At 67.2% G+C, this 19,122-nt stretch carries 15 protein-coding genes; 8 read left to right on the top strand and 7 right to left on the bottom strand.

Annotated features, from left to right (window positions below; all coding sequences use genetic code 11):
- The first annotated feature begins 2 nt into the window (after positions 1-2).
- Positions 3-755, top strand: a complete 753-nt coding sequence (locus DX03_RS09890; protein WP_102100627.1) for a helix-turn-helix domain-containing protein — start codon at positions 3-5, stop codon at positions 753-755.
- A gap of 48 nt (positions 756-803) precedes the next feature.
- On the opposite strand, the gene DX03_RS09885 is transcribed toward DX03_RS09890, so the two are convergent.
- The 3 genes from DX03_RS09885 to DX03_RS09875 form a co-directional block, all read right to left on the bottom strand.
- The gene (locus DX03_RS09885) at positions 804-2,345 is read right to left on the bottom strand and encodes a diflavin oxidoreductase (protein ID WP_038688344.1); all 1,542 of its coding nucleotides are present in this window, start codon (positions 2,343-2,345) and stop codon (positions 804-806) included.
- On the bottom strand, positions 2,345-2,773 hold the full coding sequence (locus tag DX03_RS09880) for a PAS domain-containing protein (protein WP_038688342.1): 429 nt from the start codon (positions 2,771-2,773) through the stop codon (positions 2,345-2,347). The genes DX03_RS09885 and DX03_RS09880 overlap by 1 nt, the downstream gene beginning before the upstream one ends.
- A 210-nt stretch (positions 2,774-2,983) precedes the next feature.
- The gene (locus DX03_RS09875) at positions 2,984-3,511 is read right to left on the bottom strand and encodes a hypothetical protein (protein ID WP_038688340.1); all 528 of its coding nucleotides are present in this window, start codon (positions 3,509-3,511) and stop codon (positions 2,984-2,986) included.
- Between the two features lie 372 nt (positions 3,512-3,883).
- On the opposite strand from DX03_RS09875, the gene proP reads away from it, so the two are divergent.
- Positions 3,884-5,371 (top strand): glycine betaine/L-proline transporter ProP, encoded by a 1,488-nt coding sequence (gene proP / locus DX03_RS09870; protein WP_038688338.1) that lies wholly within the window; start codon positions 3,884-3,886, stop codon positions 5,369-5,371.
- A gap of 258 nt (positions 5,372-5,629) precedes the next feature.
- On the opposite strand, the gene DX03_RS09865 is transcribed toward proP, so the two are convergent.
- Positions 5,630-7,462 (bottom strand): autotransporter family protein, encoded by a 1,833-nt coding sequence (locus DX03_RS09865; RefSeq protein WP_244880220.1) that lies wholly within the window; start codon positions 7,460-7,462, stop codon positions 5,630-5,632.
- A 924-nt stretch (positions 7,463-8,386) separates the two neighbouring features.
- Between DX03_RS09865 and DX03_RS09860 the strand changes: the two genes are divergently transcribed.
- The 5 genes from DX03_RS09860 to DX03_RS09840 all read left to right on the top strand — a co-directional run bounded on the left by DX03_RS09860 (position 8,387) and on the right by DX03_RS09840 (position 12,717).
- On the top strand, positions 8,387-10,738 hold the full coding sequence (locus DX03_RS09860) for a GH92 family glycosyl hydrolase (RefSeq protein WP_038688335.1): 2,352 nt from the start codon (positions 8,387-8,389) through the stop codon (positions 10,736-10,738).
- Between the two features lie 139 nt (positions 10,739-10,877).
- The gene (locus DX03_RS09855; protein ID WP_038688332.1) at positions 10,878-11,216 is read left to right on the top strand and encodes a type II toxin-antitoxin system prevent-host-death family antitoxin; all 339 of its coding nucleotides are present in this window, start codon (positions 10,878-10,880) and stop codon (positions 11,214-11,216) included.
- 3 nt (positions 11,217-11,219) lie between these two features.
- The gene (locus DX03_RS09850; RefSeq protein ID WP_038688330.1) at positions 11,220-11,849 is read left to right on the top strand and encodes an ATPase; all 630 of its coding nucleotides are present in this window, start codon (positions 11,220-11,222) and stop codon (positions 11,847-11,849) included.
- A gap of 119 nt (positions 11,850-11,968) precedes the next feature.
- Positions 11,969-12,391, top strand: coding sequence for a baeRF12 domain-containing protein (locus tag DX03_RS09845; RefSeq protein WP_038692204.1), 423 nt, complete (start codon positions 11,969-11,971; stop codon positions 12,389-12,391).
- Positions 12,388-12,717, top strand: a complete 330-nt coding sequence (locus DX03_RS09840) for a thioredoxin family protein (protein WP_038688328.1) — start codon at positions 12,388-12,390, stop codon at positions 12,715-12,717. The genes DX03_RS09845 and DX03_RS09840 overlap by 4 nt, the downstream gene beginning before the upstream one ends.
- 34 nt (positions 12,718-12,751) lie before the next feature.
- Here DX03_RS09840 and DX03_RS09835 read toward each other — a convergent pair whose 3' ends face one another.
- Entirely contained in the window at positions 12,752-13,405 is a 654-nt protein-coding gene (locus DX03_RS09835; RefSeq protein WP_038688326.1) for a YcxB family protein, read from the bottom strand.
- Positions 13,402-14,625, bottom strand: coding sequence for an MFS transporter (locus DX03_RS09830; protein WP_051598824.1), 1,224 nt, complete (start codon positions 14,623-14,625; stop codon positions 13,402-13,404). The genes DX03_RS09835 and DX03_RS09830 overlap by 4 nt, the downstream gene beginning before the upstream one ends.
- A 212-nt stretch (positions 14,626-14,837) precedes the next feature.
- Between DX03_RS09830 and DX03_RS09825 the strand changes: the two genes are divergently transcribed.
- Positions 14,838-16,196: an XAC2610-related protein gene (locus DX03_RS09825; protein WP_038688324.1), complete on the top strand. Its 1,359-nt coding sequence runs from the start codon at positions 14,838-14,840 to the stop codon at positions 16,194-16,196.
- A gap of 7 nt (positions 16,197-16,203) precedes the next feature.
- Here the strand turns inward: DX03_RS09825 and DX03_RS09820 are convergent, their stop codons facing one another.
- A complete protein-coding gene (locus DX03_RS09820; RefSeq protein ID WP_244880219.1) occupies positions 16,204-18,993 on the bottom strand; it encodes a type 2 lanthipeptide synthetase LanM family protein in 2,790 nt (929 codons plus the stop codon).
- Positions 18,994-19,122: the final 129 nt, after the last annotated feature.

The raw sequence follows: 19,122 nt of genomic DNA, 5'->3' as shown, positions 1-19,122 counted from the left end.
TCATGTCGTCACCGGGCACCCCCAACCCCGCTGCCGCCGATGACGGCGATGCGCTGCATTTCTGCAGCACCTGCGCGTTCTCCGATGCGTGCATGTCGCAGGGCTACGACAAGACCGCGCTGGCCGAGCTGCATGTGCTGGTGGACCACGTGGGGCCGTTCCGCGCGGGCGAGCACATCTTCCGCGCGGGCGATGCGTTCGATTCGATCGCCGCGGTGCGTGGCGGCATGGTCAAGACCTACTTCAACGACAGCCAGGGCAACGAGCAGGTGCTGGGCTTCAGCCTGCCCGGCGAGGTGATCGGGCTCAACGCGATCCACGGTGCGCGTTACCCCTGCAACGCCGTTGCGCTGGATACGGTGTACCTGTGCCGGTTTTCGTTCCCGCGCATGAGCCTGCTGGCCACGCGCATGCCTGGCCTGCAGGCCAAGCTGTTCAGCCTGCTCAGCGCCGAGATCGGCAAGGTGGCGTTGATGGCGGCCAACCATCGCACCGAGGAGCGTATGGCCGCGTTCCTGCTGGATCTGTCCGAGCGCTACGCACGGCGTGGCTTCTCGCCGCTGCGCTTCAACCTGAGCATGAGCCGGGTGGAGATCGCCAATTACCTGCGCATGGCGCCGGAAACCGCCAGCCGCGTGCTGCGCCGTCTCAGCGATGACGGCGTGATTGCGGTCAACCAGCGCGAAATGCAGGTGCTGCAGCCGGACCGGCTGGCTGCGCTGGCCGCGGCAAGTGGGACCGGCGCGACTGGCTGACGAAACGGTTTCGGCCCGGTGGCGCGCAGCACCGCCCTGGCAGAGAATTCAGTACAGTTCCCGGTGCAGCCGGCCCTCGGTCTGCAACGTATCCCATGTACTACCGCCGCCTTCGTGGGCCGGCATGATCGTGTTGATCGCGTCCTGCACGGCAGCGCCCAGATGCTGCTTGTTGCCGCACAGGTACACATGCGCGCCACGCTGCAGCAGGTCGCCAACCGTTTCGGACTGCTCAGCCAGCGCGTGCTGCACGTAATACTTGGCCGTGCCGTCGCGCGAGAATGCCGTGTGCAGCCCCTGCAGGCGTCCGTCGGCGCGCCACGCCTCCAGTTGCTGCCGGTAGAGGAAGTCGTGGTCGCGGTGCTTCTCGCCGAACACCAGGTGCACCTCGCGCTGCTGGCCAGCGGCGTCAAGCTCGCGCAACAGCCCCATCAACGGCGCGATACCGGTGCCGGTGCCGACCATCAGCAGCGGGGCATCCGGGTCGCGGGGCAGGTGGAAGCCCGGGTTGGAGCGGCAGTACACGCGGGCGCTGCCGTCGCCGTCCAGCAGCCAGCCGGTGGCGGTGCCGCGGCGCTCGCGCCCGGTGCGGGTGTAGCGCACCTCGCGCGCACACAGCGCCACCGCCGTGCTGTTGGCAGCCGATGCAATCGAGTAGGCGCGCGGCAGGCACGGCGACAGCAGTGCCACCAGCCGCTCCAGTGGCACACGGTCCGGGCTGGCGTGGTCGTTCAGTACATCCAGCAGGTCGGCCCCATGCAGGTAGGCCTCCAGCGCCTGGCGCTGGCTGCTGCGGAGCAGGTCCTTGAGTGCGTCGCTGCCGGTCAGTCGCGCCAGCTCGCGCAGCAGGGACTTGCCCAGCAGTCGCAGCTCTTTGTGACGGAGCAGCTCGACCGCGTCGCCCTGGCCATACCAGCGCGCCAGTGCCTGCAACAGCGCCGGGTCGTTCGGAGCCACCACGTGCAGGGTGTCGCCCGCGCGGTAGGCGATGCCGCTGCCGCGCAGGTCCAGCTCCAGGTGCCATGCCGCCGGATCGCGTGCGTTGAGGCGGCGCCGCGCGATGATCGGCGCCGCGAACGCATTGTCCTCGGCATACGCGGTCACCTGCAGGCGAAGGTCGCGGCCGGCGGACGGGTTGCCGTCCAGTACGTCGCCGAGTACCGGGGCCCATTGCTCGAAAAAGTGCTCGTAGCCGCCATCGGCGTCGACGCGCTGCATGATCGGCCGCGCCTGACGCGCCCCGAGCAGGCGGTCCAGGGTCTTGCTGAAACCGCAGAACTGCGGGTAGCCCGTGTCGCCCAGCCCGAACACGGCGTAGCGCAGCCCGGGCAGGGCAGGGCACTGGCGCAGCGCCTCGGCGAAGCGCTCGCCGTTGGCGGGCGGCTCGCCATCACCGAATGAGCTGGACAGCGCCAGCAGCACGTCGCCTGCGCCGAGCGAGGCAACGTCGATGTCGTTGAAGGGCAGCACCTGCGGCGCGTGCCGCTGCAGGGCCGGGAACGCGCCCAGGCGGTGGGCCAGGGCGCGTGCGTTGCCGGATTCGGAGCCGTATCCGACCAGGACGCGTTGGATCGGGGCGGCGACGTCCATCAGGCGGCAGCGTAGAAGTCGTCGAACTTTTCCTTGCTGAACTCCACCGCGTCGAAGTTGCCCATCAGGTCATTCACCACGCGGCGGATGCTGATGTAGGCGGTGATCGCACCGTCAGCGTCGAACAGCGGCTGCACGGTGGTGTCCACCACGTACAGCACGCCACCCTTGCCCAGGTTCGGCACGATGCCGGTCCAGCTCTTGCCGGCCTTGATCGTGTCCCACATGTCCTTGTAGACGGCCTTGGGCACGTCCGGGTGGCGCACGATGCTGTGCGGCTGGCCAATCAGCTCATCGCGGGTGAAGCCGGTGAGCGTGCAGAACAGGTCATTGGCATAGGTGATGTTGCCCTGCAGGTCGGTGGTGGAGATCACCATGACGTTCTGCAGTGCGTTCAACAGCTGGGCATTGTCGGGGGCGTAAGACATGGCGGGTTCCTTGGAGCGGTGTGGTGGGTGCGATGCCGGCGTACCGGCAACGCGTTGACGTCGTGTCGCGTACAGGATCGACGTAGCCCCCAGGCACCACCATGACAAAGGTCAAGGTCGCCGTTGCCGCCGCTGCGACATTGCGTCGCATGCGCGCACGCACGCGGCGCGGCATCGGCGCCCGCACCGCCGTGCATGCGCAGCGGGTACTTACAGGATGTCGCTGTACGCGCAGCCCACCGTCACCCAGCCCGGCGAGTAGCTCAGGTCCACCAGCACGCGGGCGGTGCGGTTGCCGCCCAGCGGCTTGCGGTAGTCCATGCCTTTCCAGCCGTAGGTCTCTTCCATGGCCGCCTGGTCCGGGCGCGGCGACATCCCGCCGATGCGGTCCACGATGGTCTTGCCGCGGCTCAGTTCCTGGCCGGGGGCTACCTTGAAGGCCAGCAGCATTTCGGTGGTGCTGGACAGGTGCACCAGGTCGGACGTTTCGCCCCAGGCGGTGATGGGCGCGTCGCTCTTCCAGAGGCTGAGCGCGGCGTCGCCGGACGCTGCCGAACCGGCATGGGCGAAGTCGGTGACTTCTTCGGCGTTGATGCTGTCGGTGAAGGCGGCCACCTGGTCAGCGGTCAGTTTGCATTCCAGCAGGCGGGACAGCGTAGCGGCGCTGTCCTGGGCCATGGCGGCGGTGGGTGCGAGCAGGCCGAGCAGGGCGCACAGGGTGGTGGTCTTGATGGACATCGGGGTGGTATCTCTTCGTGCTGGTGATGGGATGCCGCGCGCACGTTCCGTGTGAGCACGCCGCAGCGGCGCACGGATTCTGCACGATTCCTCATGTCCATCGATAGCGTTGCGTAGTACTCACGTGAAGATGAGGTAAGGATCACATTTTCGATGTGTAGTACCATGTGTCGCTTGATCATTGTCTCGGGCCGTTGCCCGTCTCTCGGTCACCCTTCCTGCAGCGCCGTGGAATTCCACGCGGCCGTCCGGGAACGCCTGTTGCCACCCCTTCTTCGCGCCTCGTGCTGCGTTCTTTCGAAGGCGGTTCTTTCCTGTGCCGTGCGCGGGACCTCGGGCGTGGTGGTGGCCATGCTTCCAGGAGAAAGCAGAATGCAGGACCTGCATGCCGCACACGCCCATTTCGGGTGGTTCAAACGCCGTCGCCACGTCCAGGTGGATGAAGTGACCGTTGTTGATCGCCCGATGCTCAAGAAGGCCGTGGGTGCCGCCGCCCTCGGCAATGCGATGGAGTGGTTCGATTTCGGTGTGTACGGCTACATCGCGGTCACCCTGGGGCAGGTGTTCTTTCCCGCCAGCAATCCGACCGCACAGCTGATCGCCACCTTCGCCACGTTCACCGTGGCCTTCCTGGTGCGTCCATTGGGCGGCCTGGTGTTCGGGCCGCTGGGCGACAAGTACGGCCGCCAGAAAGTGCTGGCCTTCACCATGATTCTGATGGCGCTGGGCACCTTCAGCATCGGTTTGATTCCGTCCTATGAGCGCATCGGGTTGTGGGCCCCGGCGTTGCTGCTGCTGGCGCGGCTGGTGCAGGGCTTCTCCACCGGTGGCGAGTATGGCGGCGCGGCCACCTTCATCGCCGAGTATTCCACCGACCGCAACCGCGGCCTGATGGGCAGCTGGCTGGAGTTCGGCACGCTGGGCGGCTACATCGCCGGCGCGGGCACCGTGACGGCGCTGCATATGGCGTTGAGCAGCGCGCAGATGCTGGACTGGGGCTGGCGCATCCCGTTCCTGGTGGCCGGTCCGCTGGGCCTGCTGGGCCTGTACATGCGCATGAAGCTCGAAGAGACCCCGGCGTTCCGGGCCTATGCCGAAGAGGCCGACAAGCGCGACAACGAGCGCCCCGGCCTGGGTGCGCTGTTCCGCGTGCATTGGCCGCAGCTGCTCAAGTGCGTGGGCCTGGTGCTGGTGTTCAACGTCACCGACTACATGCTGCTCACCTACATGCCCAGCTACCTCAGCGTCACCATGGGCTACGCCGAAAGCAAGGGCCTGCTGCTGATCATCATCGTGATGCTGGTGATGATGCCGCTCAACGTGGTCGGCGGCCTGTTCAGTGACAAGCTTGGCCGCCGCCCGATGATCATCGGCGCGTGCATCGCGTTGTTCGCGCTGGCCATTCCGTGCCTGAAACTGATCGGTACCGGCAACGACTGGTTGATCTTCCTGGGCCTGATGCTGCTGGGCCTGGCCCTGGTGTGCTTCACCAGTTCGATGCCCTCCACGCTGCCGGCGTTGTTCTACACCCCGGTGCGTTACAGCGCGCTGTCGATTGCCTTCAATGTCTCGGTATCGCTGTTCGGTGGCACCACGCCGCTGGTCACCGCGTGGCTGGTCGAGCGCACCGGCGACCCACTGGTGCCGGCGTACTACCTGATGGGTGCAGCGGTCATTGGCATCATCACCATGCTGTTCGTCACCGAAACCGCGCGCCTGCCGCTGCGCGGCTCGCCGCCGGCGGTGGCCAGCGAAGCCGAAGCCCGCGCCTTGCTGCGCAGCGACGCCCTGATGACCGTCGACAACGCCCAGCCAACGCTGCCCGAGGCGGCCATCCCCGACGACGCGCGCCCCGCCTGACCCGGCGCTCCCGTGCGACCCCGGTATTGCCGGCCGCTGGCCGGCTCCGGCACGATGTCGGTAATGCTTGCCGCCGGCCGGCTCCGGCACGATCTCGGTAATGCTGGCCGCTGGCCGGCTCCGGCACGATGTCGGTAATGCTTGCCGCCGGCCGGCTCCGGCACGATCTCGGTAGTGCCGGCCGCTGGCCGGCTCCCCGCACACCAGGATCACCGCGACGCCCAAAAAATGGAGCCGCCCAAGGGCGGCTCCATGCCATCACCAGCTGTAACTCATCCCCAGCTGCGCACTGGTCTGGTGATACCCACTGGCCTGCTGCCGGGCCAACCCGGCCCACGCTCCGAACCCGTTGGCAAACTTCAACGACGCACCGGCGCTCACCTCCGCACGGCTGCGCGGAATGCGCGCATCCACGCGCTCATCGTCCATCCACACCTGGGACTCGGCGCGGGTATGCAGCCAGTTGGCGGCGATATACGGCTGCACATCGGCGGCACCATCGCCCCAGCGGGTCACGCCGGACAAGCGCAGGCCCACGCGGCCATACAGCCCATCGGCATCCTGCGTGGTCACTACCGTGCCATTGGCCTCGGTGTGGCGCAGGTCGTCCCAACGGTTGTAGCCCACCTGCAGCTGCGGCTCCAGGAAGATCCCGCCGGCCTGTGCACCGCCCACACGGAACGCATAGCCGGTTTCAATCGCGCCCTGCCAGCCGCGGCTGTCGTAGCGCTCCGCGTCCAGGCCTACGCCTTCCACGCGGTTGCGGAACTGGGCACGTTGCACCGAACCATCCACGTAGAAGCCGGCATACGGATCAACGGCATTACCCGCCCGCCACGTGCCATACACGCCCAGTGCTTCGCCCTTGACCTTGCCACGCGCGTAGTAGCCGGTAAGTGCATTGGTGGACGTGCTGGTGGCATTGCCACTGGACAGCATCACGCCCACGCCGCTGCCTGCATCGTTGCGCCACACATCGGCACCGACGCTGAGCGACTGGCTGTTGCCCTGCACATCCAGCTGCTGGCTTACCGCATCAAAGCCGGTACGCGAACCATCCACCCGCGCCCAGGCGCGGCCGCCGTTCTGGCCGGCATGGCGGTCGTGATAGCCCAGGCGGAACATGGTCTGCGCCGCCTGCAGGTTGGCCAGGTAGGCACCGCCCTCCGGGCGCAGCACAGGCTCCGGATTCACCGGATTGCACTCGGGCAGGGTGGGGTCGGTATCGCAGGGGTCCGGTGCGGTCGGCAGCTGCGAGCGCAGGTACCAGTTGCCATCGGCGCCAGTGCCCTTGAACAGGAAGTACTCGTACTGGCCACCCACGGCACGGCCGGCCAGGTTGAACTGGCCATTGGAGGCTCCGCCCACCCGGATCAGCTCGATGCCCTTGTCGGTCTGTGCGCCGGCACCGCCCACGTTGTTGACGCGCACGTTGGCGCTGCCGCTGGTGTCGCCGCCGATGATCAGTTTGTCGGTGGCCGCGGTGTCGCCAGCCAGTGCGGTGTTGAAGGCGAGGGTGCCGCCGTTGCCGCTGAAGTTGCCCGCGACGTTGAGGGTGTTGAAGGTTGTGCCGTTGCCCAGCGACACCGTGCCGCTGCCGAGATCGAGCCGGCCAACGGTGGAATTGCCGGTCATGTTCCAGGTGGCCGCGTCCAGCGCCACGCTGGTGACGTTGGTCATGGCGCCGGTGATGCTGGCGTTGTTGGAAAGCGCGGCGTTCAGCTGTGACGTGCCGTCGGCGCGAAGATCGCCGTGCAATGATGACGCAGCAACGTTGAAATTCAGGACGCCTCCATCGACAGCCTCGGCAACAACGCCGTTGCCGCCGGTCACCGTACTACCGTTGGCTACGGTTACCGTGGTGCTGTCGATCAGGCTGGTGCCGTGCACAACAATGCCGCTGCCGCTAAGCCCAGTGACATGAGATCCATTCAGAGAAATGGTGTTGTCGGCGATCGTGCCACCGGGGGCGCCGCCGGCATCTGTGACGACGATACCGTTCTGATCGCCAATGATGGTGGATCCGTTGGTGGCACGGATTGTGGAATTGGCGAACACCGCCAGCCCGGTGGCGAGATCGTTCGGCAGCATGCCCGTTCCCGTACCAGTCGATTCAATGCGGGTATTGGAGACGTCGAGGACACCGCCTTGGGTGTAGGCGCCCACACCGCGACCGCTGAGGATGGAATCAGTGACTACGGCCGTACCGGCTGGACCCCCAGAGGTGTTGCCGTTGGTCACGGCCAGAGCTGCCGCCCCGTCGTTGCTGATCGTGGATCCGGTAACTTTCGCGGAGGCCGAGGTAACAAAGGCGCTGGCGAATGGTTCGCTACCACTGACTACGGCACCTGTCATGTCCAGTGCCGCACCTTCGCGTGTGTTGACGGATGTTGCCGCACTGCTGGGAGTAAACGTAAGTACTGCACCAGCGCCACGCACGGTCCAACTTTCGATGGGATCGCCCGGATTGACCGTGGCGCTCTCGCCGGGATTGAGGGTGGCGGCGTAGATTGGGCCGGCAACGGCAAGGCCGCTGGCAATGGCCAGCGCAAGGGAACAGGGAACAAGGATCTTCATGGCTATCTCCAGTGCTTCACCGTTCAAGCAAGGCACAAATATGTAGGTGTGGAAGCGCGGGGGGCTGGCGGCTCCTACCAATAAGGGTCACCAGCTATCATTACTCCTGTGGGAAAAAAACTCCGAAAAGGACCGCATTCACTTCGCTGGCATGGATCAAAGATATGGCGATGTGACAACGACGTGATTTTTCCGGAAGTTCTCAAGTAGCGAGAGCAGAGTGCAGACCAGCTCTCGCTTGAGGTGGATCGACAGGCTCTTCTCTTGTGCACTGCAGTAAGGAGGGGACAGTCTGTTGAACGGCCATAGATCGATCCATGCAATTTGTTGCATTCGATAGCGCCGGCGATTGACGCTTCGGAGGCCATTCAGCCGCAGCGCAGCATGCGGTGCCGTAAGGGGGGTGCTAGGATCTGACTACCATCTGAATCGATCCAAATGCCGATGCCCACGTTGGACCGTCGTCTCCTGATCGCTGTCGCCGCCACGGCGATGTTCGCCTCCGGCCTGGCTGCGGCCGCCCCGGCCAAGACCGCCGCTGACAAAGCCTATGCCTCGGTCGACCCCTTCATCGGCACCGGCGGGGAAGGGCATACCTATCCCGGCGCCACGGTGCCGTTCGGCATGGTCCAGCTCAGTCCGGACACCCGCATCCAGCCGCGCGAAAAGGCCTACGGCTGGGCTGCCGGGTACCGCTATGACGACAGCAGCATCGTCGGCTTCTCGCATACCCATTTCTCCGGCAGCGGCCATTCGGACCTGGGCGACGTGCTGGTGATGCCGTTCACCGGCGATCCCGGGCTGGAGCGCGGCGACCCGGACAAGCCCAAAAGTGGCTATGCCTCGCGCTTCCATCACGACAACGAGAAGGCCGAGCCGGGTTACTACGCGGTAACGCTGGACGACTACAAGGTGCGTGCCGAGCTCACCGCCAGTGCCCGCACCGGCGTGCACCGCTACACGTATCCACGTGGCCAGCAGGCGCGGGTGCTGCTCGACCTGCGCACCAGCCTGTATGACTATCCGGGCAAGATCCTGTGGTCGCGGCTGCGCCTGCAGCCCGATGGCACGGTCACCGGCTTCCGCGAAACCCGCGGTTGGGCGCCGGGCCGGCAGCTGTATTTCGCGATGCGTTTCTCGCGCCCGCTGACCGGCCACGCATTGCACAACACCGAAACCGACATTGCCTACAAGGGCTTCCCACCGCCGGGCCAGAACGATCCCACCCAGCGGCCGCAGATCGAAGGGCGGCAACTGGTGGGTACGTTCGATTTTGGTGCGCTGGATGCGCCGCTGGTGGTCACCGTGGCCATCTCGTCGGTGAGCGAGCAGGGCGCGATCGCCAACCTGGACGCCGAGGCGAAAGATCAGAACTTCGACCGCGTGCGCGCCGAGGCGAAGCAGCAGTGGACCCAGGCGTTGTCCGCCGTGGACATCGAGGCCCCCGAGCATGATCGCCGCAGCGCCTACACCGCGCTGTACCACAGCATGCTGGGCCCAACCCTCTTCATGGATGCCGATGGCCAGTACCGCGGTTCGGACAATGCCGTGCACCGCGCCGAGGGCTACACCAACTACTCCACGTTCTCGCTGTGGGACACCTACCGTGCGCTGCATCCGTTGCTGACCCTGGTGCAGCCGGAAAAGCGCAACAGCGACTTCATCAATTCGCTGATCGCCCACCAGCAGCACAGTGCGTACGGCATGCTGCCGGTGTGGGCGTTCCACGGCCAGGAAACCTGGTGCATGATCGGCTACCACGCCGTGCCGGTGATCGCCGATGCCTACCTCAAGGGCATCCGCGGTTTCGATGCCGACAAGGCGCTGGATGCGATGGTGGCCACCGCCAACTACGGCCCGTATGACGGCATCGCGCAGTACCGCGAACTGGGCTGGGTGCCGATCGACGAAGAGGGCGAGGCGGCCAGCAAGACGCTGGAGTACGCCTTCGACGACTGGACCATCGCACGCATGGCCGAGGCCATAGGCCGCAAGGACGTGCAGGCCACCTTCGACGGCCGTGCCGGCAACTGGCGCCACGCGTTCGACGCAGAGACCGGCTTCATGCGCGCGCGCAAGCGTGACGGCAGCTTCCGCACCCCGTTCGATCCGTCGGCCAGCGGGTATGGCACCGACTACACCGAAGGCAATGCCTGGCAGTATTCCTGGTACGTGCCGCAGGACGTGGCCGGGCTGGCCGCCGCACACGGGGGCAGCGACAAACTGCTGGCCCGCCTGGACCAGGTGTTCGAGGCCAAGGTCGACCCGTCGATCTTCGAGCATATGGAAGACATCACCGGCCTGATCGGCTGGTATGCGCACGGCAACGAACCCAGCCACCACGTGGCCTACCTGTACGCTCATGCCGGCCAGCCGTGGCGCACCCAGGCGCGCCTGAAGCAGATCATGGACACCCAGTACGCCGACCGTCCCGATGGTCTGGCCGGAAATGACGACCTGGGCCAGATGTCGGCCTGGTACGTGTTCACCGCGCTGGGCTTCTACCCGGTGGCACCGGGCAGTGGCGAGTACATCATCGGCCGCCCGTTCCTGCCCAAGGCAACGTTGAACCTGCCTAACGGCAAGCGCTTCAGCATCGTCACCGAGGGGATGGCCAAGGGCCACCAGTACGTGGGCTCGGTTACCCTCAACGGGCAGCCCCTGCAGCGCACCTTCCTGCGCCATGCCGAGATCCTGGCCGGCGGCGAGCTGCGCTTCACCCTGCAGGCCGAGCCGAACAAGGCCTGGCCGGGGGAGGGCGCCCAGGCGCCGTACTCGATGTCGCGCTGAGCCTTGGGGACGCCCGTGCAGCCCTTGCATGGCAAGGGCTTTCGCGGTTTTGGGGCGTCCGGGGCAGGCCAAAATGGGATTTATGTCCAATTTGGCCAAAAGGCGTATGATGGCCCCATATCCCGCGCTGGAGCCTGCCATGACCCTGCCCCTGGACCTGCCCGGCCTTGAAAAGGCCACGGCATCGTCGGTAAAAACCCGTGGCTGGCCAAGCCTGATGCGCACCGTGCGCGAAAAGCAGGCCCTGGTGATCACCAACCACAACCACCCCGAAGCGGTGATCGTGGACATCAAGGCCTACCAGGAGCTGCTGGCCAAGGCCGCCGAGGCCGACACCGACGAGCGCGGCGGCGAGCTGGAACGGCTGCGCGCGCAGTTCGACGTGCAGCTGGCCAGCCTCAACCGCGACGGCGGGCTGGGCAAGGTGCTGGGCCAGCCGATCCGGCGCGGCAGGATCACCCCCGGCAAGTCGCTCTGACCGATGGGGCGGATACTGGTGCTTGCCGGCGTCAATGGCGCCGGCAAGAGTTCGCTGCTGGGAACCTGGCTGGAGGCCGATGGCCTGACCTGGTTCAACCCGGATTCCTTCACCCGCGCCCTGGTCCAGGCGGGCTGGGCGGCCGAAGAGGCCAACTCCGCCGCCTGGCACGAAGGCGCACGGCGGTTGCGCAGCGCCATGGCCGAGGGCAGCGATTTCGCCTTTGAGACCACCCTGGGCGGCAACACCATCGCGCGGCTGCTGCGCGAGGCGTGCGAAACCCACGACGTGGCGATCTGGTTCTGCGGCCTGGACAGCGTGCAGCTGCATATCGATCGGGTGGCCGCGCGCGTCGCCAAGGGGGGGCACGATATTCCCCAGGACAAGATTCACGCCCGCTACGACGCATCGCGTGAAAACCTGTTGGCGCTGCTGCCCTATCTGGCCGAATTGCAGGTCTACGACAACAGCGCTCCGCTGGATGCACAGGGCTGCGCCAACCCGCTGCCGCTGCTGCATTGGGACCGCCGCGGGCTGCACTACCCGGTGTCGGTGGCCGAGCTGCTGCACACCCCGGACTGGGCCAAGCCGATCGTCATGCGGGCGATGGAGCTGCACGCCAGCGCGCCCTGACCACTGCGCAGAGCGTGCGCTGCACACATGGCGAACACATTCGTATGCGCGGTCCTTACACCTGCCCGCCTACGGTGGAGCTGGGTGCACTGGCACCCGTTTTTCCACAGGAGTTCACCATGCAGCAGCAGATCCCGGAAGGCACCTTGATTGTCGTCGCAGACGGCGGCTCGGCCCGCGTGTTCACCAACATCGGCAGTGGCCATACGCTGCAGCTCAAGCAGCAGGACGCGCTGAAGCTGCAGGACATCAGTGCGCAGGGCGTCTCGGGGCAGGGTCCGTCCGGTTCAATGCCGCAGGACACCAGCATCGCGCAGATGAACGAAGCCACCTTCGCCAAGCAGCTTGCCGGACAGTTGAACGAGGACGCCCTCAACAACCGCTATGCGCACCTGGTGCTGATCGCCGACCCGCAGACCCTGGGGCGCATCCGCCCGCAGTTGCACAAGGAAGTGCAGGCCCGCCTGCTGACCGATATTGCCAAGGACCTCACCAACGCGCCGCTTGAAGACATCCAGCGGGCGCTTGAGTCACCGCGATGAGCTACGCGCGCGCCTATGCCGCGCAGGAACCCGGCCGCGCCGCTGTCGATGCGGCGCCCGGCTGGCAACTGCTGGAATTCGGCGCGCCGTGGTGCCCGCACTGCAGTGCCGCGCAGGCGCCCTTGAAGGACTGGCTGGAGGCGAGGGACAACATCTCCCACCTCAAGATCGAAGACGGCAAAGGGCGACCGCTGGGCCGCTCTTTCCAGGTGCGGCTGTGGCCGACGCTGGTGCTGCTGCATGACGGACAGGAAGTGGCGCGGGTTGTACGCCCGCGTGCGGATGCGGACCTGGCGGCATTGGCGGCGGCCACGCCGACGACCTGACGCGCAGGGCGCGGTGGCTTGGCCCTTCGGTGGGTCAGGCCATCGCCGCGGCTGCTCTGCAATGACCCAGCAAGCCCTGCATGCCCTCGCGGTAGACCTCCGGGTCCATCGCATCGCTGTGCTTCGGGATCCAGTACGCCTGCCCGCGGCGATGAAGTGAGGCGCAGGCCACGACCAGGAACGCATCGGTCTCCTGGACATGCACAACGTCGCTCCAGCGCAGCAACGCAGGTCGCTGTCCTGCCCGCGCCACCTGCATGCCCTGGGCATCGAACTGCACGCGGTAGTCGCCCTGCAGCCGCTTGAAGCGAGTTTCCAGGGTGAGCCGGGCGAGGGCGCGGCTGAGCGGGCGCCCGCCTGCCGTACTGGCCGTCTGCTGTTGCGCCATCGTGCTGCGCAGACGCGCGGCGAACGGGCGAGCAAATCGCCAGGCGGGCACCAGCAGCAGCGCCGCCAGTGCCAGCGTCATCCACGTTTGCGGCGTGGCGCCGCGATGGAACAGCAACCATGCAGCGCCGCACACCGGCAGCAGCACCAGCAACGGTGTGACCGCACGCTGCTGGGCTGCGCCGAGCCGCTCGGCCAGCGCGTCGTCCCGCTGCATCTCGCGCTCCAGTGCCGCATCCACCCAGTGGCGGGTGTGCGCGGCGGTAATCGTGTAGCGCAGCTCGCCGCACGCCTCGCTCACCGGGCGCGGGTCCTGGGCAGGAATGCCGTGGCCAGGCCCAGCAACGGCAGGTACGAGGTGAAGTGGTAGATCCACACGATGCCATGCACGTCGGCCAGTTTGCCCAGCCCGGCGGCGCCGAGGCCGCCGATGCCGAACATCAGGCCAAACATCAGGCCCGACACCATGCCCACGCGGCCCGGCACGGCTTCCTGCGCGTAGACCACCAGCGCGGCGAATGCCGAGGACATCACCAGGCCGATGGCCACGGCCAGCACCGCGGTACCCATCAGGTTGGCGTAGGGCAGGGCAAGCGCGAACGGGGCCACGCCCAGGAAGGAAATCCAGATCACCGCCTTGCGCCCGATCCGGTCGCCCACCGGGCCACCGATGAAAGTGCCCAGCGCGATCGAGGCCAGGAAGATGAAGAGGTACATCTGGCTCTGCTGCACGCTCAGATGGAAGCGCTCGATCAGGTAGAAGGTGAAGTAGTTGGTGAAGGACGCGATGTAGACGAACTTGGCGAACATCAACACCGCGATCACCGCGATGGCCTGGACCACCTTGCCACGTGCCAGGCCGACCCCGGTGTTGCGCGCCAGGCTGCTCATCTTTGCCTGCCCGTGGCGGATGGTCCACCCGGTGAGCAGGAACAGCACGCCAACGGCCAGCGCGGCGGCCAGCATGAACCAGGCAATCGAACGCTGCCCATACGGAATCACCACCGCGGCGGCCAGCAGCGGCCCGATCGCCGAGCCGGTGTTGCCGCCCACCTGGAAGGTGGACTGTGCGGTGCCGAAACGCCCGCCGGAGGCCATCCGCGCCACGCGCGAGGCTTCCGGGTGGAAGGTGGCCGAGCCAACGCCGACCACTGCGGCGGCCACCAGCAGCATCGGGTAACTGCCGGCCAGGGCCATCATCGCGATGCCGATGCACGTGGCGATCATGCCGCACGGCAACAGGTAGGGCAGCGGACGCTTATCGGTGTACATCCCGATCCACGGCTGCAGCAGCGAGGCGGTGATCTGGTAGACCAGCGCGATCACGCCGATCTGCCCGAAGCTGAGCTGGAACTCGCTCTTGAACATCGGGTACACCGCCGGCAGCACCGCCTGGATCATGTCGTTGAGCAGGTGCGCAAAGGCGGCCGCGCCGACGATATGGACCGCAAAGCCCTGGTTGGGCGCGGTGGCGCTGGCGGCGGCGGGAATCGCAGGTTGCGTGGGGGAAGGCGAAGTCATGGACGGTATCGGACGCGAAGTACGGTCAGCGGCACCACGCGCGCGCACCCGGGCGCCGCCTGGTCCCTGGCCCGTAGGGGAGGGGTACCCAAGGATAGGCCGGTTGCAGGGCGCCGTCCTGTGCCGGACCGGGCGAATGGCCGTGATATGGGCAGCACGTGCGCCGGCGCGGTAGCATGCGCCGGCCTTCTGTACTGCCAACGAGATTCCCCATGGCGTTCCTTTTGCCTGCACTGGCCCTGGCCGTGGCGGGCAGCACCCTCGCCGCGCCCGACCTGCTGCAGCCCGGGCTGTACGCGCTGCAGCCCGACGCGCACCTGCTGGCCACCCCGGCGACCCCTGCGGCGGGAGAATCCTACCAGCAGCGCTACGAACATGCCGTTCCCGCGGCAGCCCGGGTGCGCTATGCGTTCGTCTCGCGCGATCCGCAGACGCAGCTCAACAAACTGGTGTTCGTCACCGACGCGGCCTACCGGTACGACATCAACAGCGCCAACCTGCTGTGCCCGGCGTACGCCTTTCCGGATTGGAATGCGCATTCCGACGCGCAGCCCTATTGCCGCACCAACATCGGCGCCAATGACAGGGAAGCGGCACTGGACTGGACCGCCACCGCGTTCTCGGTGCGCTGGGCCGACCGCAAGCAGCTGCAGGGCACGGTGCAGGTGCCGCCGCAGCGCGCACCCACCGCCGAAGAGGCCGGCGCCTGCGCCATCGCCGATGTCTGTGCGGCGGACGCCTACGGGCGCCACATCAACCAGTACGAGGTGGTGCACTACAGCGACCGGTTCACGCTGCAGCAGCCGCGGGAGTATGTGGATGTACTGCACGTGGACCGGGCGCTGCCGTTGCACGCGCAGGCCAGCGACGCGGGCAGCGTTGCGACGATTGCCGCCGGCAGCTACCTGGCCGTGCTGCAGCGTACCCCGGCGTGGTACCGGGTCGAGCAGATCGACCCGGACGGCAATGCGGTGCGTGGCTGGATCGACCGCGATGCCGTGTCCACCGTTACCTGGGTGGCACAGGCGGCCGTCACCCCGGAGGCCACGTTCCGCGTGGGCGTTGAGCGTGACGAAGACGGCGTGAGGCTGACGGCGATCGAAGTGCTGGATGCCCGCACCGGCCAGCGGCGCCAGGTCCTGCGCGATTTCGAGGCCGATCCCGTTGGCGACGCCGATGCGCTGCTGCAGGTGGTGGACGTGAACTTCGATGGCCACCCGGATCTGCTCGCGCCGGGCCTGTCTGGCGGTGCCGGCCCGAACAACACCACCAACGTGTTCCTGTTCGACCCGGCCAGCGGTACGTTCGTGCACGACGCCACGCTGTCGGACCTGCCGCAGTTGTCGATCAATGCGCAGGATCGCAGCATCACCTCCGCATCGCGGGGCGGCTGCTGTTCGCATGCGTCGGAAACCTATCGTTACCGCGACGGCACGCTGCAGATGGTTGGCAGTTGGGAAGAGTCACTGTCTGCCGACGGCGAGCATGTTGAAACCACCCGCGGCACCTGGCGCAACGGGCGGATGCAGTACCGCACCACGCGGGCCCGCGCGACGCCCGACGGGCCGTGACGCCGGCCTAGCCGGCGTATTCGGGAACGCCCTCGCGGGTTGATGGCGCGGCCTGCTGGTTGCGCTGCACCACCCCGGGTGCACGCTCCAGCAACAAGGGCGACGGCATCACGCACGCCGGATGCATCCGGCAGAAACCGTAGATCGCGCCGGCCAGGCCGATCATCAGGCCCGGCGTGAACGCGGCGCGGGTCAAGCCGCCCACCATGCCGTGGTGCTCCTCGATGGAGGAGATGACCTCGATGGCGGCCGCGTCGACATCGTACGGGCAGGCCGGGTCCAGTTCCGCCGCGCGCAGCAGCAGTTCGCGGGTGGACAGGTCGCCATGGCAGAGCGTGTGGCTGAAACCCCATTTTCCGGATGCATCCGCGACCGCCCGGCGCAGTCCGCGCAGGTGCTGCTCGCTGCCGGTGCGCGCATACAGGTCGGCATGGGCCAAGCCGATGCCGACGCTGCCGTGGCACCAGGTCGGGAAGTTCTTCTGGCCGTCCTTCAGGTGGATGTCGCGCCAGCGTCCGGTTGCGGGCTCGAACAGCGCCTCCTGGAAGGCGAATGCCGCCGCGGCCAGCTGCCGCCACCCGTCGCGCTCGGCGGCGGTACCGGCGTCGGTTGCGGCCAGGCGCGCCAGCGACCAGCCGATGCCCATCGCCCCATGGGCGAAGCCGCCGATGGGTTCGTCGAACTGCGGGCTGGGCCATCGCGCCCCGTCATGGTCGACGATGGCGGCCGCCTGTACGACGCGCGCCACACGGGCGGCCAGCGCCAGCCAGCGCGCTTCGCCGGTGGCATCGGCCAGGCCGATCAGGGGCAGGATGGCGCCGCTGACGCCATCCAGTATTTCGAACTTCGGTGACGCATCGAAACTGTGCCGCTCCAGCGACGCCGCGCAGTGCCGTGCGTCGTCGAGCAGCGCAGGGCGGTCCAGCATGTCTGCCAGCGCAAGCAACGCCCAGATCCGCGAGCCGGCACCGACGAAGCCGCCGTCCATTTCCGAGTGGTCCAGCCGCGACATGCTGGCCAGTACCTGGATCGCTCCCTCCAGAGCCGCCTCCAGGCCGGCAACCGCATCGGCACGGCCCGCCTGTACTTCCAGCCGGTAACCGGCCAGCGCGAAGGCAATGCCGCCCAGCCCGAAGTAGGTGTCCGGACGCACGGGCTGTACCGTCCAGCCGTTGGGCGTGATCTCCGGGGTGATCCAGGTCATCGACCCATCGTCGCCACGCACCGACAACCGCAGCAGGCTTTCCACCGCGGCGGCGGCCAGTGCACGCCGGCGCGCGTCCAGGTTGTCCGGACGGGGATCGCGGGCGGCGTAGGAGTAGCCTTCGCGCGCCTCTGCCCGGGCCAGGGCATGTTGGTTCAGATCGGTCGCCACCAGCGTGCTGCGGATCGTGACGTCTTCCAGGTCGATGCGCATGTCGCGCCAGTTGGCGATCACGGTGTTGATCCGCTCCAACGCAACCGGTGCGGCGAAGATCGGGATGTCGCCATGCCGCAGGTCGTCGATCTCGCCCATGATGGCGGCCGGATCCGATGGCGCCGCGCGCACCACCTGCGCATTGCGCACCAGCAGGTCCATCGCGCGTGCGACGGCCTTGGGCTCGTCATGCAGGGACGCCGGGTGCCACAGCATCCGCCCGATTTCGGCATAGGCCATGGTGGGGCGGCGCACGTCACGGACCTGGCAGCCTTCAAAGGGCGCCAGCAACGGCATTAGTGCCCCCGACGCGTCCAGTTCGCGCAGCCGCTGGCTGGCCTGCATGAAGCCTTCGCTGATCTGGTCCCAGTAGCGCGACACGTCCGGATGCGGGGATGGATGATTCTGTGACGCGGCGAAGTCTGCGTCGATCATGCCCAGGCGCGGCCCGTCTGCGGGGTCCTCGACAATCACCGGCACGCGCACGCGCGGCTGCTCGCCCGGCAGGGCGCCCGCGGCGGAGAGGTCCACGCCGGCCATGCCCAGGCCCGCGGTGCGGAACGGCACGATGCCCGTGCGCAGGACCGAATTCATCATCAGCTTTACGGCGATGTCGTACGCCTGCCCGTAGCCGGATGTTTCGATCTCGATCACCGGGGCGAACACGCTCTCGGCATCGACCACCACCGGTACCGGCCCGACCGCGATGAGGTTTTCCAGATGGATGTCGGTACCGCCGATCAGGCGCAGCACTGCCAGCCAGTGGCCCAACCCGCGGTAGTAGGTCTGCAGCTCCTGGTCGCCGTCACAGTAGCGGTGCGCGGCAAATGCCGCCCAGCCGTGGCTGCCCCGATCGATCACGCGTGGCACCCGCACCCGGTCCGGCACGTCACCGAACACGGCGCCAAGGAAGGCGTCCAGCGTGGCGTCGATGCGCAGCGAGCGCGGCTTGTACATCAGGTTGCCGCCTTCGAATGCAAGGCGGGCAACGGTATGCCCCTGCGAGTGCAGGTCGCCCTTGCCCAGCGACACCGACAGCAGCTGGCCGGCCGGGCGGCCGAGCAGGGCAGGGAAGGCGTCGCGGTCGGCGACGATGCGCGTGGCCAGTTCTTCGACGGCAGTGCACTGCGCGGCCAGCATCTGCTGGAACCTTGGGCGCAAGGCGGGGTAGCGCTGGTCCAGGTGGGCGCTGAAATCGGGGTGGGTGGCAAGCTGCACGAACTGCGCGAACTGCCCCGCGTTATCGGTCGCGGTGATGGCGCCGCTGCGGACGGCGGCGTGCAGCTCCAGCAGCAACAGCCGGTTGAGTTTCAGGTGGGCGTTTTCAAGCAGTGCGGCCTGGGCCTGGGCGCTGATCAGCGCGATTTCCGCGGTACTCAAACCGGGCGCCAGGCTGTTCAGCCGCCTGGACAGCGCGTCGCGCTGGTCTGCCGTGATGTGGTTGAGAACAAGAGCAAACGAATCGACTAAGGTTGTGCCCGCCATTGCCTTCCCTGCGATAGTGTCCGG

The organism is Stenotrophomonas rhizophila, assembly GCF_000661955.1.
GTDB classification, from domain to species: Bacteria; Pseudomonadota; Gammaproteobacteria; order Xanthomonadales; family Xanthomonadaceae; genus Stenotrophomonas; species Stenotrophomonas rhizophila.
This window is presented reverse-complemented; position numbering and strand designations above follow the sequence as displayed.

Excerpts from the sequence above, each read along its gene's own strand:
- DX03_RS09890 (WP_102100627.1), top strand. The coding sequence starts at position 3 with ATGTCGTCACCGGGCACCCCCAACCCCGCTGCCGCCGATGACGGCGAT.
- DX03_RS09885 (WP_038688344.1), bottom strand. The coding sequence starts at position 2,345 with ATGGACGTCGCCGCCCCGATCCAACGCGTCCTGGTCGGATACGGCTCC.
- DX03_RS09880 (WP_038688342.1), bottom strand. The coding sequence starts at position 2,773 with ATGTCTTACGCCCCCGACAATGCCCAGCTGTTGAACGCACTGCAGAAC.
- DX03_RS09875 (WP_038688340.1), bottom strand. The coding sequence starts at position 3,511 with ATGTCCATCAAGACCACCACCCTGTGCGCCCTGCTCGGCCTGCTCGCA.
- proP (WP_038688338.1), top strand. The coding sequence starts at position 3,884 with ATGCAGGACCTGCATGCCGCACACGCCCATTTCGGGTGGTTCAAACGC.
- DX03_RS09865 (WP_244880220.1), bottom strand. The coding sequence starts at position 7,462 with ATGCTGCCGAACGATCTCGCCACCGGGCTGGCGGTGTTCGCCAATTCC.
- DX03_RS09860 (WP_038688335.1), top strand. The coding sequence starts at position 8,387 with ATGCCGATGCCCACGTTGGACCGTCGTCTCCTGATCGCTGTCGCCGCC.
- DX03_RS09855 (WP_038688332.1), top strand. The coding sequence starts at position 10,878 with ATGACCCTGCCCCTGGACCTGCCCGGCCTTGAAAAGGCCACGGCATCG.
- DX03_RS09850 (WP_038688330.1), top strand. The coding sequence starts at position 11,220 with ATGGGGCGGATACTGGTGCTTGCCGGCGTCAATGGCGCCGGCAAGAGT.
- DX03_RS09845 (WP_038692204.1), top strand. The coding sequence starts at position 11,969 with ATGCAGCAGCAGATCCCGGAAGGCACCTTGATTGTCGTCGCAGACGGC.
- DX03_RS09840 (WP_038688328.1), top strand. The coding sequence starts at position 12,388 with ATGAGCTACGCGCGCGCCTATGCCGCGCAGGAACCCGGCCGCGCCGCT.
- DX03_RS09830 (WP_051598824.1), bottom strand. The coding sequence starts at position 14,625 with ATGACTTCGCCTTCCCCCACGCAACCTGCGATTCCCGCCGCCGCCAGC.
- DX03_RS09825 (WP_038688324.1), top strand. The coding sequence starts at position 14,838 with ATGGCGTTCCTTTTGCCTGCACTGGCCCTGGCCGTGGCGGGCAGCACC.